Source organism: Tenacibaculum dicentrarchi (genome assembly GCF_964036635.1).
GTDB lineage: Bacteria > Bacteroidota > Bacteroidia > Flavobacteriales > Flavobacteriaceae > Polaribacter > Polaribacter dicentrarchi.
Window position 1 is genome coordinate 1,821,669 of sequence record NZ_OZ038524.1, and the last position, 15,753, is coordinate 1,837,421.

A 15,753-nucleotide genomic window follows, 5' to 3' on the forward strand; every position below is an offset into this window, starting at 1 on the left:
ACCTATTGCTTCTTAATTATTTTATACGTAACGTTCGTGTAAATTTAAAACAAAACACACTTTGAAAAAAAATAAAACCACAGTTCGTGTTCGTTATGCCGAAACAGATCAGATGGGCGTTGTATATTATGGTAATTATGCACAGTATTTTGAAATAGGTCGTACCGAACTATTACGCTCTTCAGGAGTTACTTATAAATTTATGGAAGAGAATGGCGTTATGTTACCTGTTATTTCATTATTGTGTAATTTTAAAAAATCGGCACTGTATGACGACGAATTAATTATTACAACAAGTATTAAAAAAACACCCGCTGTTAAAATTGAATTTGAATATGAAATTACCAATCAAAACAAGCAATTAATTTGCACAGGAAGTACTGTTTTGGCTTTTATCAATATGAAAACAAAAAAACCAATGCGCTGCCCTGACTATATTTTAGAAGCATTAAGTTTACAAACCACATAAAAACCACTACTATTTATGAAAATATACACTAAAACTGGCGACAAAGGCAGCACAGCTTTATTTGGAGGAACACGTGTACCTAAACACCATTTGCGTATTGAAAGCTACGGAACGGTTGACGAATTAAATTCTTATATCGGCTTAATTGGCGATAAGACAACCGATAAAACCATCAAAAAAAGCTTGCTTAAAATTCAAGGCGATTTATTTACCCTAGGCGCAATGCTTGCCACACCCCCTGAAAAAGAAACCTTAAAAAATGGTAAAGAGCGCTTAAATATTTATAAAATAACAGATACTTCTATTGCTTTTTTAGAAGATGAAATTGATACCATGAATACTCATTTACCACAAATGACTCATTTCATATTGCCTGGCGGGCACGAAACTGTGTCATTTTGTCATATAGCTCGCTGTGTTTGTCGTAGAGCGGAACGTTTTGTGGTAGCTTTAAACGCTCAGGAAACAGTTGATAGCAATATTTTACGTTATTTAAACCGACTTTCTGACTATTTATTTGTAGTGGCACGAAAATTGAACCAAAATTTAAACATCACGGAGGTTAAATGGACTCCTGAAAAACTATAAAAAAACACTTGGCTTATTACAAATAAAAATTTATGTTTGTGATAATCTTACTTAAACAGATAAAAAATGTATTGGACACTTGAACTAGCTTCTTATTTAGCAGATGCACCTTGGCCTGCAACGAAAGACGAATTAATTGATTATGCTATTCGTACCGGAGCGCCTTTAGAAGTGGTTGAAAACTTACAAGATATTGAAGACGAAGGTGATTCTTACGACTCAATAATTGAAATTTGGCCTGACTATCCGACCGAAGAAGATTATCTTTGGAACGAAGAGGAATACTAAGAATACCGACCCAAAAAAAGCCTCTATTAAGAGGTTTTTTTTTTACATACTAATACCTACTTTAAATATAAACATATAACTAGCTCTATTAACCAAACGTTAAAAAGCTACCTAATAATATTTTAAAAATGAGCGTTTTAAATTCGATTCTTAAAATTTTTGTTGGTGATAAACAACAAAAAGACTTAAAACTTTTACAACCAATTGTTCAGAAAGTACAATACTTTGAAAAATCATTCAATAGTTTATCCAACGATGGGTTGCGAACAAAGACTATCGAATTTAAATCAAAAATTAAAGAAGCAACAAAATCTTTTACAGATACAATCGCTACTCTAGAAAAAGAAGCTTTAACTGCTGATATTGACCGTCAAGAAGAAATATATTCTCAAATTGACAAGCTAAAAGACCAAGCATACGAAAAATCGGAAGCTGTTTTACTAGAAATTATGCCGGAAGCTTTTGCTTTAGTTAAAGAAACGGCAAAACGTTTTACCGAAAATGATGCTATTGAAGTTACCGCATCTGCTTTCGATAGAGAATTATCTGCTACAAGAGCACATGTTACTTTAGATAATGACAAAGCAAACTGGGCTAGTTCATGGGATGCCGCTGGTAAAGAAGTTGCCTGGGACATGGTACATTATGACGTACAATTAATTGGTGGTTCTGTTTTACATCAAGGTAAAATTGCCGAAATGATGACTGGTGAAGGGAAAACCTTAGTATCTACTCTACCTGTTTACTTAAACGCCTTAACTGGTAACGGAGTACACGTAGTAACTGTAAACGACTATTTAGCAAAACGTGATAGAGCTTGGATGGCTCCAATTTTTGAATTCCACGGATTATCTACTGACTGTGTTGATTTTCATCAGCCAAATTCAGAAGAACGTAGAAATGCTTATAACGCCGATATTACCTACGGAACAAATAATGAATTTGGTTTCGATTATTTACGTGATAACATGGCTTCATCAAAAGATGATTTAGTTCAAAGAGCGCCAAATTATGCTATTATTGATGAAGTAGATTCTGTTTTAATTGATGATGCTCGTACACCTTTAATTATTTCAGGTCCTGTAGCACAAGGAGACCGTCATGAATTTAACGAATTAAAACCTTTAGTTGCTGATTTAGTTTCTCTACAAAACAAATATTTAGTAGGAGTTTTAGCAGAAGCTAAAAAATTATTAAAAGCTGGTGATGAAAAAGAAGGTGGTTTCTTATTATTTAGAGTTTACAGAGGTCTTCCTAAAAACAAAGCATTAATTAAGTTTTTATCTACTGAAGGAGTTAAACAAATTCTTCAAAAAACAGAAAACTTTTATATGCAAGACAATAATAAGTTAATGCCTGAGGTAGATAACGAATTATGGTTTACTGTTGAAGAAAAAAATAATCAAATTGATTTAACTGATAAAGGAATTAATCTTTTATCAGAAAAAACACAAAATAATACCTTTTTCGTTTTACCAGATATTAGTGTTATTGTTGGTCAAATAGACAATAGTCAAGATAGCCCTGAAGATAAAGCAAACAAAAAAGAAGAATTATACCGTGATTTTAGCGTAAAAAGTGAGCGTATTCATACTATGAATCAACTTTTAAAAGCATATACTGTTTTTGAAAAAGATGTGGAATATGTGGTTATGGACAACAAAGTAATGATTGTTGATGAGCAAACAGGTCGTATTATGGACGGGCGTCGTTACTCAGATGGATTACACCAAGCATTAGAAGCAAAAGAAAACGTAAACATTGAAGATGCTACGCAAACTTTTGCAACGGTTACTTTACAAAATTACTTTAGAATGTATCGCAAATTATCTGGAATGACAGGTACGGCGATTACAGAATCGGGTGAATTTTGGGAAATTTATAAATTAGATGTTGTTGAAATCCCTACCAACAGACCTATCCAAAGAGATGATAAAGACGATTTAGTTTACAAAACTACTCGTGAAAAATACAATGCTGTTATTGAAGATGTTGTAAAACTATCGAACGCAGGTCGTCCAGTACTTATTGGAACAACATCCGTAGAAATATCAGAATTATTAGGTAGAATGTTACAAATGCGTAAAATTCCGCATAATATATTAAATGCAAAATTACACAAACGTGAAGCTGATGTTGTTGCTGAAGCTGGAAAACCTGGGATTGTAACCATTGCTACAAATATGGCAGGTCGTGGTACCGATATTAAATTATCGAAAGAAGTAAAAGATAATGGTGGTTTAGCTATTGTTGGTACAGAACGTCATGATTCTCGTCGTGTTGACCGTCAGTTACGTGGGCGTGCGGGTCGTCAGGGAGATGTTGGTTCGTCACAATTTTATGTTGCTTTAGATGACAATTTAATGCGTTTATTTGGTTCTGACAGAATTGCCAAAATGATGGACAGAATGGGATTAAAAGATGGGGAAGTAATTCAACATTCTATGATTTCAAAATCTATTGAAAGAGCGCAAAAGAAAGTTGAAGAAAACAATTTTGGTATTCGTAAGCGTTTATTAGAGTATGATGATATTATGAACGCACAACGTGAGTTTATTTACAAACGTCGTCGTCATGCCTTAGATGGTCAGCGTTTACAAATTGACATTGCAAATATGATTTATGATACTTGTAATTCAATTGTAAAGCAAAATAAAGCGAGTAATAATTATAAAAACTTTGAGTTTGAATTAATTCGTTTCTCTGCAATGACTTCACCTTTTACTGAAGATGAATTTAAAAAATTCACAGAAGAAGAATTAACAGATAAATTATACGTTATTGTTTCTGCTCATTATAAAAATGATACCGAAAGACATGCACATACTGCTTTTCCTGTTATTAAAAATGTTTTTGAAACCGAAGGAGATCGCTATGAACGTATTGTAGTTCCTTTTACCGACGGCGCTAAAACAGTACAGGTAGTTACCAATTTAAAACAAGCTTATGAATCGGAAGGAAAATCATTAGTAAACGACTTTGAAAAGAACATCACGTTATCTATTATTGATGAAAACTGGAAAGATCATTTACGTAAAATGGACGAATTAAAACAAACCGTTCAAAATGCAACCTACGAACAGAAAGATCCTTTATTAGTGTACAAATTTGAAGCTTTTGAATTATTTCAAGCTACTGTTGATGTCATTAATAAAGAAGTCTTATCTTTCTTATTTAAAGGACATTTGCCAAGCCAAGACGCCGATCAGGTATCGGAAGCTCCTGAACAACAAGAAATTCAGCAATTTGACACCCATAAAGACGAGGTTCAAAACTCTTCGCAACAAGCCATGAGTAATGCTCGTAATCAGCAAACTCAAGAACAACAAGTTGTTGAAACAATTGTTCGTGAAGAGCCAAAGGTTGGGCGTAACGAAAAAGTTACCATCAAAAATGTGATGTCTGGCGAAGAAAAAGAATTAAAATACAAACAAGCAATCCCTTTATTAGAATCAGGGAAATGGGTGGTTTATCAAAAATAAATAACCTTTAATACACACTTTAAAAGACGTAAATACTTGGCTAAAACCATGTTTTTACGTCTTTTTTACATTCTAAATATTTACATTAATAATACACAGCGTTTACCTTTGTTTAAAGATTTGACTGCGAATACTTCACAATTTGCTTAAGATTAAAACACATTTGAAAAGTATGTTTGTATAAATACATTAGGATACTTTTTAAAATGATAAAAAACAAGAAACGAAAATTAGATATTGTTGTTATTTCTGATGTTCACTTAGGTACTTATGGATGTAAAGCTAAAGAACTTCATAGTTATTTAAAATCTGTAGAACCAAAAATTTTAATTTTAAATGGCGATATTATTGATATTTGGCAGTTTAAGAAAAGTTATTTTCCTAAATCTCATATGAAAATAATAAAGCAACTAATGTCTTACATTACCTCAAATACTAAAGTATATTACATAACTGGTAATCACGATGAAATGCTTCGTAAATTCAAAGGTTTTAGTCTTGGTAATTTTGAAATTGTAAATAAAGTAATATTAAATATTGATGGTAAAAAAGGTTGGTTTTTTCATGGTGATGTTTTTGATGTAACCATGCAACACTCTAAATGGTTAGCAAAACTTGGTAGTATTGGTTATGATACTTTAATTCTGATAAATATTGCTGTAAACTGGTTTAGTCAAAAACTAGGTTACGGAAAATTATCTTTTTCTAAAAAGATAAAAAACAGTGTTAAAGGGGCTGTGAAATTTATCAATAATTTTGAAACTACCGCTTCTGATATTGCTATTTCTAATGGATATGATTATGTAGTATGCGGTCATATACATCAACCTGAAATGAAAATAATTAGAAATGAAAGCGGAGAAACTACCTACTTAAACTCTGGTGATTGGGTTGAAAACCTAACAGCCTTAGAATACACAAATAAAAAATGGTCGTTATACGAATATGAAAAAGATGAAATAGCTCAAAAAATTAACAATGAAGTTATTGAAAATAATGAAGAATTTATAACAGCAGAAAGTAGTAATAGTAAACTTTTTGAAGACCTTTTACACGAATTTAATATAAAAAACTAAACTCTTATGAAAATATTATATGCTTTTCAAGGCACAGGAAACGGACACGCAAGTAGAGCTATTGAAATTATACCTTACCTAAAACAAAGAGCTGATGTTGATATATTAATTAGTGGATATCAAAGTGAATTAGCACTCCCTTTTGAAGTAAAATACAAATATTATGGGCTGAGTTTTATCTTTGGAAAAAAAGGAGGAATTGATATTTGGGAAACCATAAAAAAAGCTAAAATTAAAAATTTATTTAAAGAAATTAAAAATGTTCCTTTAGATGAATATGATTTAATTATTAATGATTTTGAACCGATTACTGCTTGGGCATCAAAAATAAAAAAAAGCAATATTATATCATTAAGTCATCAAAGTGCTGTTTCAGATAAAAGCTCACCAAAATTTGGAACATTACGTTTTGAACGTTTAATTTTGAAATACTATGCTCCTATAAAAACAAAATTTGGTTTTCACTTTAAAGCATATTCTTCTGATATTTTTACACCAATAATTCGTAAAAAAATAAGAAATACACCTATTACCAATAAAGGACATTACACTGTTTACTTACCTGCTTATGGTGATAAAAAAATAATAAAAGTACTTTCTAAAATTGAAAATATTAAATGGGAAGTTTTCTCTAAACACACCAAAAAAAATATTATTAAAAAAAATATTATTATCAAACCAATAAATGGTGATAGTTTTATTAAAAGCATCAGTTCTTGTAAAGGAGTTATGTGTGGTGCTGGGTTTGAAACCCCTGCCGAAACTTTATTTCTTCAAAAAAAGCTATTGGTAATCCCTATGAAAAACCAATATGAACAACAATGTAATGCACTTTCTTTAAAAAAAATGGGGATACCTGTTTTGAAAACTTTCAATAAAAAACAACTTTCTAAAATTATTACTTGGGTTGATACTAAACAAAATATTAAAGTTAATTATCCTGATGTAACTGAAGATATTTTAGATACTATTATTTCACCTTATTATAATCAAACTATTTTACCTGTAACAGCTACCATTTAATCGGTTTTAAGTTTTCACTTTTCAAAAATTCATTGGTTTTTGAAAAGTGCTTACTACCAAACCAACCTCGCCAAGCACCTAATGGTGATGGATGCGGTGCTTTAAAAATGGTATGTTTTTGAGTATCGATAACACTTCCTTTTTTTTCGGCAAATTTACCCCAAAGTAAAAATACTACGCCTGTTTTTTCTTCGGATATTTTTTGAATAACGGCATCAGTAAATTGTTCCCAGCCTTGTTTTTGATGACTTCCTGCCTCGCCTTCTCTAACTGTTAAAGTTGCATTTAATAATAAAACTCCTTGTTTTGCCCAACGAGATAAATCGCCAGAAATAGGATATGAAACTTGTAAATCTGTTTCAATTTCTTTAAAAATATTTACTAATGATGGCGGATGCTTTATACCATCGTTTACAGAAAAAGATAAACCGTTTGCCTGACCAACTCCATGATATGGGTCTTGACCAATAATAACCACTTTTAAATCATCAAAAGAACAATAATTAAATGCTGAGAAAATATTTTCTTTTTTAGGATAACAAGTATTTTCATTAAATTCTTTATCAATAAAATTAGATAAACCTTTAAAATATGTTTTTTCGAATTCTAGCTTTAAAACATTTTTCCAATCAATGGGTAGTATTGTATCATTCATAATCTCTTGAATTTCTTTCAAATATTATAAAAAAATGTTATTTTTACAAATATGTTAAAAATAAAAAAAAACAAGGCTACAATAGCCTTACTACTACTTTCAATAGGAATTAGTTTCGGGCAAATATCTCCAGATTATAAAGGAGGATTTAAAATTAAATTTGACCAAAAAGGCGATAAATATTTACGATTTATCAGCTTCTTACAAGTTCAAGCCAAATACAATAATGACGTACCTAGTGATGTTTCTAAAACCTCTTTTCAATTACGAAGGGCTCGATTAATTGCGTTTTCACAAATTAACAAAGATTTTCTAGTACTGTTTCACCTAGGGCTTAACTCACTTAACAATAAGAGATTAAGCCCTGTTGGAAAAGGCGAATCATCTCAATTATTTCTTCATGATGCCTACCTTCAGTACAAACTATTTGGAGAACATTTATACTTAGGTGGTGGGCTTCATTATTACAACGGAATTTCAAGGCTAAACAATCAATCGTCAACCAATATGGTTACCTTATCGAACAACCGTTCATCATGGGCTACCGTTGGTCTTTCCGATCAGTTTGCTAGGCAATTAGGTGTTTTTATTAAAGGTTCTTTTGACAGGGTTAACTATCGTTTTAGTGTTAACGAAGCCAATATTTCTACCTTAGATAAAGCCGAATTAGTCGCAAATTCCATCAGATATCAAGGCAATAAAGTATTAGGTTCAAGAGATGCCGGTAAAACTTTTTCGGGGTATTTTGACTATAATTTTCTTGACCAAGAAAAATCGTTGCTTCCATACATGACAGGAACTTATCTTGGGACAAAAAAAGTATTTAATATCGGTGCAGGATTTTTTGCACACCCTAATGGAGTTGTTTCTAAAAATGCGGCGAATAGCAATATTGGGCATGATGTTAACATTTTTTCAGTAGATGCTTACTATGACGCACCACTTTATAATGGCGCGATATCTGCTTATGCGCAATATCAAAATAACGATTACGGTAGCAACTATAATTTTGGTCCTTATGCTTCTGGAAACATGGTTTATGGGCATGTTGGTTATTTAATCCCTAGTAAAAACAATAAATTTAGGGTACAGCCATTTGTAGCACATTCGTACAGAACTGCCGATGCTTTGCAAAATACCGAATATAATTCGACGAAAATAGGTGCAAATGTTTTTTTAAGCGGGCATAATTCGAAGCTTTCTATCGAGTATCAAAAAGATAATAACTTTGCCAATACAACTACTAATTTAGTAACACTTCAGGCGCAAATTTTATTTTAATTAAAAACATAAAACAACATTAATATATGGGTGATTTTATCAAAGACAGCATTTTTATACAAGCATTATTAGCCTTTTCACCAATTTTAGTCTCTGCTATTTTATTAGTTGGTCTGCGTTGGTCTGCAAAAAAAACCATGCCTATTATTTATCTTTTAGTGGCATTAATCGCTTTATTTGCATGGCAAGTTCCTGTAGAAAGAATTTTTGCATCAACCTTACAGGGTTTAATTTACACCGCCTCTATCCTTTGGATTGTTTTCGGTGCTATTTTACTTTTAAACACTCTTAAAAACTCAGGCGCCATAAAAGCTATTCGAGAAGGTTTTATTAACGTAAGCCCCGACAGACGAATTCAAGTAATTATCATTGCTTGGTTATTTGGCTGTTTTATAGAAGGTGCTTCAGGTTTTGGAACTCCTGCGGCAATATGCGCACCGCTTTTAGTAGGTTTAGGGTTTCCTGCAATGGCGGCCATAACTATTGGAATGATGATTCAAAGTACGCCTGTTTCTTTTGGAGCAGTAGGAACACCTGTTTTAATTGGTGTTAAAGGTGGTTTAGATCATCAAACAATAGGACAGCAATTAGCCGAAAACGGAAGTTCTTGGGATATTTTTTTACAAACTATTATTTCAGAAGTAGCCATTACACATGCCATTGTAGGAACATTTATTCCGTTATTTATGTGTGTTATGATGACCCGCTTTTTTGGAAAAAACAAATCGTGGAAAGAAGGGCTTGAAATTTTACCTTTCGCTATTTTATCAGGATTGGCATTTACCATTCCTTACGCTTTAACAGGTGTTTATTTAGGAGCTGAATTCCCATCTATTATTGGTGCTTTAGTTGGTTTACCAATTGTAGTTTTTGCAGCTAAAAACAATTTTTTAACACCAAAAAAACCGTGGGATTTTCCTGAAAGTTCTTTATGGCCTGCCGAATGGTTAGGAAACTTACAAAATAAAGTAGATACTTTAACCCAAGATATTAAAGCATCTAAAATGTCTTTAACAAAAGCATGGATTCCTTATTTATTAGTTGCTATACTTTTAGTTTTAAGTAGAATCCCTGAATTAGGAATTGGTAGTGTTTTAAAATATATCAACATCAATTTTAAAAATATTTTAAATCAAGAAGGTATTAATGGAAGTTTCTCTCCTTTATATTTACCTGGAGGAATTATGGTTTTGGTGGTTATTTTAACCTATTTTATACACGGTATGAAACCAAAACAATTATCGAGTGCTATTGGAGAATCGACCAAAACTTTAATTAGCGCAGGGTTTGTTTTAGTATTTACAGTTCCGATGGTTCGAATTTTAATTAACTCAGGAGTTAACGATTTAAATATTGCTAGTATGCCAATTGCCATGGCAGAATTTGTTGCCGATAATGTAGGAAAAGTATATCCTATATTTGCCCCTACTATTGGAGCGATGGGTGCTTTTATTGCAGGGAGTAATACGGTAAGTAACATGATGCTTTCTCAATTTCAATTTTCAACAGCCATGTCGTTAGGGGTTTCAGGTGCTATTTTAGTAGCCTTACAAGCTGTAGGTGCTGCCGCAGGAAACATGATTGCAATACACAATATTGTAGCTGCTTCGGCAACTGTTGGGCTTTTAGGTAAAGAAGGTGATATTTTAAGAAAAACAATAATCCCTACATTATATTACGTAATTTTTGCAGGAGCTATAGGTGTTATCATGATATACCTTTTAGGAATTACAGATCCTTTAGTTGTGCTACCTACTGTAAAATAATATTTAAAAAAAACAAACAAAACAATGTCTTTTAATATAAATACCAATTATCCGTCAATAGAACATCTTCGAGTTAAGGCTCAAAAAAGAATGCCTAAGTTTTCTTATGAATACTTAACCGAAGGTTGTAATGATGATTTAAACGTCTATAAAAATACCAAAGAAATTAGAGACATCGAATTATTGCCTCAATATTTAAATAAACACGTAGGTTCAAGTACTAAAAAAGTGTTATTTGGACACGAATATGATGCGCCTATCGGTATTTGCCCTGTTGGGTTACAGTCGTTAATGTGGCCTAAAACCGCTGAAATTTTAGCAAAAACATCGGTAGATCACAACATTCCTTTTATGCTAAGTACGGTAACCACTTTAAGTATCGAAAAAGCCGCTAAAATAACCAATGGTAATTTCTGGTATCAACTATACCATCCTGCGGATAATACTATTACTGATGATATTTTAAAAAGAGCCAAAGATAATGGTTGTAATGTGTTAGTTTTACTTGCAGATGTGCCTACTTTTGGGTACCGTCCTAAAGATATTTATAACGGATTAGGAATGCCTCCTAAAATGATGTTAAGAAATATTATAGAAGTAATGAGAAAACCTCAATGGGCTTTTGAAACATTAATTAATGGGATTCCTTCTTTTGATACCATGGAAAAATACATGCCTAAAGGTATGGATTTACAGCAGTTAGGTTCTTTTATGGATGCTACTTTTTCAGGAAGATTGAATATAGAAAAAATTAAAAGAATTCAAGACAGATGGGATGGAAAAATAATCATCAAAGGAATTGCTAGTTGTCAAGATGCTCAAAAAGCAGTTGATTTAGGTATTGATGGTATTATCGTTTCAAACCACGGAGGAAGACAATTAGACGCCGGACCTTCTAGTATAAAAACACTACATCCTATTGTTAAAAAATTCAAAGGACAAATACAAATAATGATGGATGGAGGTATGCGTACCGGTCCAGACGTTGCTAGAGTTATGGCTTCAGGAGCTGATTTCACATTTCTTGGGCGTCCTTTTATGTACGGAACAGGAGCTTTAGGAAAAAAAGGGGGCGATCAAGTAGCTGCTATTCTTAAAAGAGAATTTCAACAAGTAATGGAACAAATTTGTTGTGAAGAAGTGGAAGATTTACCTAATTTTTTAATAAAAAAATAAAAAAACACTACTTTTTTGATTCACAATATTTCAGATAAAACGCTTCAAGATTTAGAATTCACAACTGTTTTAGAACAAGTTGCAGCGCATTGTATTACCAATTTAGGGAAAGAAAAAACGCTTGATATACAGCCTATTTCCAATAAAAGAAAGTTATTTTTCGAATTAAATTTAGTAAACGAATACCTCGCTTCTTTTGAAAATGAAAACAGGCTTCCTAATCATTTTTTTGAAGATATAACTCAAGAAACAAGTCGTTTGGCTATTGAGAATAGTTTTTTAGAAACCGAAGCCTTTTTAAGAGTTGCTACGGTTACCGAAACAGTCAATGAACAAAAAAAGTTCTTGAAAAAATTTCAAACCTACTACCCTACGCTATTTTCTTTAAGTGATAAAATACAATTTACCACTTTTATTTCAGACAGCATTAAAGAAATAATTACTGCTCACGGTACTGTTTCCGATAACGCATCACCTGTTTTAAAACAAATCAGAAAAGAAATAAATAACATTCGTGGAAAAATATCAGAAAGCTTTTCACATGCTTTAACCAGAAATATTTCGAGCGGTTATTTAGATGATATTAAAGAAACTGTTATTGATAATCAGCGTGTTTTAGCCGTTATTGCTATGCATCGCCGTAAGGTAAAAGGGAGTTTGTTAGGGTCTTCAAAAACTGGAGCAATTGTATATATTGCGCCTCAAGCAACCTTAGCATACAGCCGTGAATTGCAAAACCTAATTTACGAAGAAAAACAAGAAGTTGTTAAAATATTAAGAGCTTTAGCTAGTAAAATTCATCCTTATACATCTTTATTAGAAGAGTATTTGGTGTTTTTAACGCATTTAGATTCGGTAGGTGCAAAAGCTAAATATGCCAAAAGCATCAATGGATTATTACCTAAAATAACCAAGGATAAAAAAGTCTTTTTCAAAGATGCTTTTCATCCTGTTTTATGGAAAAAAAATAATGAACAAAATAAAGAAACCTTTGCACAAACCATCCGACTAGACGAAAAACAACAAATTATTGTTATTTCAGGACCAAATGCTGGTGGAAAAAGTATCACTTTAAAAACCATTGGTTTATTACAATTAATGCTTCAAAGTGGTTTGTTAATTCCTGTTCATGAGCGTAGTGAAACAACATTATTTAATACTATTTTAACTGATATTGGCGATAATCAATCTATAGAAAATCAATTAAGTACCTATAGTTATCGTCTTAAAAATATGCGTTCATTTTTAAGAAAATGTAACGATAACACCTTATTTTTAATTGATGAATTTGGAACAGGTTCTGACCCTGAATTAGGAGGTGCTTTAGCTGAGATTTTTTTAGAAGAATTTTACGAACGTAAAGCCTTCGGAATTATTACAACACATTATGCTAATTTAAAGGTTTTAGCCAACGAATTAGATAATGTTACCAATGCAAATATGCAGTTTGACGAACGAACTTTAGAACCTTTGTATAAATTATTTATCGGGCAAGCAGGTAGTTCGTTTACTTTTGAAGTAGCTCAAAAAAATGGAATTCCATATAGTTTAATTAACCGAGCTAAAAAAAGAGTTGAAACTGAAAAAATTAGACTAGATAAAACAATTTCTAATCTTCAAAAGGAAAGAAATAGACTGCAAAAAACATCTGAAAGTTTAGTTAAGCAAAAATCAAAAGGACAAGAACATATTGAAAACCTCCAAGAAAAAGAAGAAAAAATACAAAATAAACTTGCTGGTTTTCAAGAATTATATGACAATAATCAACGAATGCTTACCTTAGGTAGAAAAACTAACGAGCTACTAAATAAATATTTTCAAACAAATAATAAAAAAGAATTATCTGCCGATTTTTTTAAATGGGTTGCTTTAGAAAAAACAAAACGCATCAAAAAAGCACCGCTAAAAAAATTATCTAAAATAGAAAGAAGACAAGATAAAATTACAAATCAAAAACAAAAAGAAGCTATAAAAAGAGTTGAAAAAGAAGTGCTTCAAAAAGTAGTTAAAATAAGAGAAGAAAAGAAAGAAGAAGCTAAAAAAATAGCTATTGAAAAAGCTGCTTATGTTTACAAAATAAATGACCGTGTACGTTTAATTGATGGAAACTCAGTAGGTACTATTGATAAAATTGAAAAGAAAACCGTTTTTATCAACTACGGAATATTTACTACCAAAGCAAAATTGGAGCAATTAGAATTGGTTGAACGCGCTAAAAAATAATTTTAATGCTTTTTAGCCACAAAAAAATGCGTAAAATAATTATTTTACGCATTTTTTATTGATTTTATAAAATAGTAAATTTATTCTAGCCCTTCCATTTCTTTGTCATAAAACTCTCCTGCTTTATCCATTAAATCGGCAAGTTCAGTGGTAATATCTTCTTCTTTTTCTCCTGTTAAATCTTCAAACCACTCTACTTCATCATCTTTTAAATTGATTAAAAAACGTGGATATTCCGTATGTAATACGAAAATATCTTCTGGGTGATTGCTATTATCTGCTAATAAAAACTTAGGTAATTCCATAAAAAATGTAGTATTAATATTTTATTTATCCCCAATAATTTCGGGATTTTCTTTAATTAATTTTAATGTTAATCTATTAAACCGAATAAATAGTAAAATAGATGCCGTGGTTAAACCTGCTAATAATCCTAACCAAATTCCAAAACTTCCGTAGGTTTCTTTTGTTCCTAAAAAATAACTAATCGGAAAACCAATAATCCAATACGATATAAAGGTTATTATTGTAGGTATTTTAACGTCTTGTAACCCTCGCAAAGCACCTAAAACAACTACTTGAATACTGTCTGATATTTGAAAAATTGCAGCAGCTATTAGTAAATTTGCAGCGGTTTTCATTACTTCCATATTGTCGGCATAGTTTTCGGCGTCGCTTAAATCTATATATAGATTTGGTAATGACTTATGAAATAAGTAAAATAATGTTGCAAAAATAATGGCTAAAATAATCCCTAATAAAAAAATTGAAAAGGCAATTCTTCGTAAATCTACAAATTTTTGCAAGCCCTTTTGATTTCCTACCCGAATCATCGAAGCAACACTTAATCCCATAGCAACCATAAAAGTCATCGATGATAAATTTAAAGCAATCTGATTTGCTGCCTGTGCATTTCGCCCTAATAAACCACTCAACCAAATGGCAGCGGTAAAAATACCTACTTCAAAAAACATTTGCATAGCACTTGGCGTACCTAAGTTAATTATTTTTCGAAGCATTAATTTATCTAACACGAAAAATTTAATGTTTGTTACAAATTTCTTAGAACGTTCTTTTTGAGTTAGCATCCACCAAAGGTGAAAAACCATTACAAACCTAGATAATAACGTTCCGTAAGCTGCACCTACAATTCCCATTTCTGGAAAACCAAATTTCCCAAAAATTAATAAATAATTTAAAATTACATTTAAAATATTCCCTAAAATGGTAGCATACATCGGATAACGAGTCATCGATAAACCATCGCTAAATTGCTTAAACGCCTGAAAAACAATCATCGGAATTAATGAAAAAGCAACCAAATCTAAATACGGAATGGCTAATTTTACAACCTCAACTGGTTGTTTCATTAAATACATTAATGGTTTTGAAAAAAACACCAATAAAAACATTAAAAGCCCGATTACAGTACATAAAAATAAACCGTGTTTAAAGGTCGATTTTGCTTCTTTAAAATTATTAGAAGAATCTGCCGAAGCAATTAATGGAGTAATTGCTGTTGAAAAACCAATTCCTAATGACATAGCAATAAACATAAAACTGTTTCCTAAAGAAACTGCCGCTAATTCAGCCGTTCCTAATTGCCCTACCATTATATTATCAATAAAACTCACAAAAGTATGACCTAACATTCCGAGCATTACAGGAGCTGCAAGTTGCCAATTATATTTAAATTCTGATGTATATTGTTGTAAATTCAAATCTT

At 31.6% G+C, this 15,753-nt stretch carries 13 protein-coding genes; 10 read left to right on the top strand and 3 right to left on the bottom strand.

Going from position 1 to position 15,753, the window contains the following annotated elements; genetic code table 11:
• The first annotated feature begins 61 nt into the window (after positions 1 to 61).
• The 6 genes from ABNT14_RS07890 (at position 62) to ABNT14_RS07915 (ending at position 6,926) form a co-directional block, all read left to right on the top strand.
• Positions 62 to 469, top strand: coding sequence for an acyl-CoA thioesterase (locus tag ABNT14_RS07890; protein ID WP_058885344.1), 408 nt, complete (start codon positions 62 to 64; stop codon positions 467 to 469).
• A 15-nt stretch (positions 470 to 484) separates the two neighbouring features.
• A complete protein-coding gene (locus ABNT14_RS07895) occupies positions 485 to 1,057 on the top strand; it encodes a cob(I)yrinic acid a,c-diamide adenosyltransferase (protein WP_101902777.1) in 573 nt (190 codons plus the stop codon).
• 66 nt (positions 1,058 to 1,123) lie between these two features.
• Positions 1,124 to 1,345: a DUF2795 domain-containing protein gene (locus tag ABNT14_RS07900; RefSeq protein ID WP_058885346.1), complete on the top strand. Its 222-nt coding sequence runs from the start codon at positions 1,124 to 1,126 to the stop codon at positions 1,343 to 1,345.
• 128 nt (positions 1,346 to 1,473) lie between these two features.
• Positions 1,474 to 4,827, top strand: a complete 3,354-nt coding sequence (secA, locus tag ABNT14_RS07905) for a preprotein translocase subunit SecA (protein ID WP_101902776.1) — start codon at positions 1,474 to 1,476, stop codon at positions 4,825 to 4,827.
• Positions 4,828 to 5,033: 206 nt separating this feature from the next.
• Positions 5,034 to 5,903 (top strand): UDP-2,3-diacylglucosamine diphosphatase, encoded by an 870-nt coding sequence (locus ABNT14_RS07910; RefSeq protein WP_101902775.1) that lies wholly within the window; start codon positions 5,034 to 5,036, stop codon positions 5,901 to 5,903.
• A gap of 6 nt (positions 5,904 to 5,909) precedes the next feature.
• Positions 5,910 to 6,926: a glycosyltransferase family protein gene (locus ABNT14_RS07915; RefSeq protein ID WP_101902774.1), complete on the top strand. Its 1,017-nt coding sequence runs from the start codon at positions 5,910 to 5,912 to the stop codon at positions 6,924 to 6,926.
• Here the strand turns inward: ABNT14_RS07915 and ung are convergent.
• A complete protein-coding gene (ung, locus tag ABNT14_RS07920) occupies positions 6,916 to 7,581 on the bottom strand; it encodes a uracil-DNA glycosylase (protein WP_101902798.1) in 666 nt (221 codons plus the stop codon). The genes ABNT14_RS07915 and ung overlap by 11 nt on opposite strands.
• A gap of 51 nt (positions 7,582 to 7,632) precedes the next feature.
• Here ung and ABNT14_RS07925 point away from each other — a divergent pair, with 51 nt between their 5' ends.
• Genes ABNT14_RS07925 through ABNT14_RS07940 form a run of 4 tightly spaced genes read left to right on the top strand, consistent with a single transcriptional unit; the run spans position 7,633 to position 14,027 of the window.
• The gene (locus tag ABNT14_RS07925; protein WP_101902773.1) at positions 7,633 to 8,862 is read left to right on the top strand and encodes a hypothetical protein; all 1,230 of its coding nucleotides are present in this window, start codon (positions 7,633 to 7,635) and stop codon (positions 8,860 to 8,862) included.
• Between the two features lie 26 nt (positions 8,863 to 8,888).
• Positions 8,889 to 10,628: an L-lactate permease gene (locus ABNT14_RS07930; RefSeq protein ID WP_101902772.1), complete on the top strand. Its 1,740-nt coding sequence runs from the start codon at positions 8,889 to 8,891 to the stop codon at positions 10,626 to 10,628.
• Positions 10,629 to 10,652: 24 nt separating this feature from the next.
• Positions 10,653 to 11,804 (top strand): alpha-hydroxy acid oxidase, encoded by a 1,152-nt coding sequence (locus tag ABNT14_RS07935; protein WP_101902771.1) that lies wholly within the window; start codon positions 10,653 to 10,655, stop codon positions 11,802 to 11,804.
• A gap of 15 nt (positions 11,805 to 11,819) precedes the next feature.
• Positions 11,820 to 14,027, top strand: coding sequence for an endonuclease MutS2 (locus ABNT14_RS07940; RefSeq protein ID WP_101902770.1), 2,208 nt, complete (start codon positions 11,820 to 11,822; stop codon positions 14,025 to 14,027).
• A gap of 80 nt (positions 14,028 to 14,107) precedes the next feature.
• Here ABNT14_RS07940 and ABNT14_RS07945 read toward each other — a convergent pair whose 3' ends face one another.
• Together ABNT14_RS07945 and ABNT14_RS07950 are read right to left on the bottom strand one after the other, a co-directional pair.
• Positions 14,108 to 14,332, bottom strand: coding sequence for a hypothetical protein (locus tag ABNT14_RS07945; RefSeq protein ID WP_101902769.1), 225 nt, complete (start codon positions 14,330 to 14,332; stop codon positions 14,108 to 14,110).
• A 21-nt stretch (positions 14,333 to 14,353) separates the two neighbouring features.
• The gene (locus tag ABNT14_RS07950) at positions 14,354 to 15,748 is read right to left on the bottom strand and encodes an MATE family efflux transporter (protein ID WP_180947629.1); all 1,395 of its coding nucleotides are present in this window, start codon (positions 15,746 to 15,748) and stop codon (positions 14,354 to 14,356) included.
• Positions 15,749 to 15,753: the final 5 nt, after the last annotated feature.

Excerpts from the sequence above, each read along its gene's own strand:
- ABNT14_RS07895 (WP_101902777.1), top strand. The coding sequence starts at position 485 with ATGAAAATATACACTAAAACTGGCGACAAAGGCAGCACAGCTTTATTT.
- ABNT14_RS07900 (WP_058885346.1), top strand. The coding sequence starts at position 1,124 with ATGTATTGGACACTTGAACTAGCTTCTTATTTAGCAGATGCACCTTGG.
- secA (WP_101902776.1), top strand. The coding sequence starts at position 1,474 with ATGAGCGTTTTAAATTCGATTCTTAAAATTTTTGTTGGTGATAAACAA.
- ABNT14_RS07910 (WP_101902775.1), top strand. The coding sequence starts at position 5,034 with ATGATAAAAAACAAGAAACGAAAATTAGATATTGTTGTTATTTCTGAT.
- ABNT14_RS07915 (WP_101902774.1), top strand. The coding sequence starts at position 5,910 with ATGAAAATATTATATGCTTTTCAAGGCACAGGAAACGGACACGCAAGT.
- ung (WP_101902798.1), bottom strand. The coding sequence starts at position 7,581 with ATGAATGATACAATACTACCCATTGATTGGAAAAATGTTTTAAAGCTA.
- ABNT14_RS07925 (WP_101902773.1), top strand. The coding sequence starts at position 7,633 with ATGTTAAAAATAAAAAAAAACAAGGCTACAATAGCCTTACTACTACTT.
- ABNT14_RS07930 (WP_101902772.1), top strand. The coding sequence starts at position 8,889 with ATGGGTGATTTTATCAAAGACAGCATTTTTATACAAGCATTATTAGCC.
- ABNT14_RS07935 (WP_101902771.1), top strand. The coding sequence starts at position 10,653 with ATGTCTTTTAATATAAATACCAATTATCCGTCAATAGAACATCTTCGA.
- ABNT14_RS07945 (WP_101902769.1), bottom strand. The coding sequence starts at position 14,332 with ATGGAATTACCTAAGTTTTTATTAGCAGATAATAGCAATCACCCAGAA.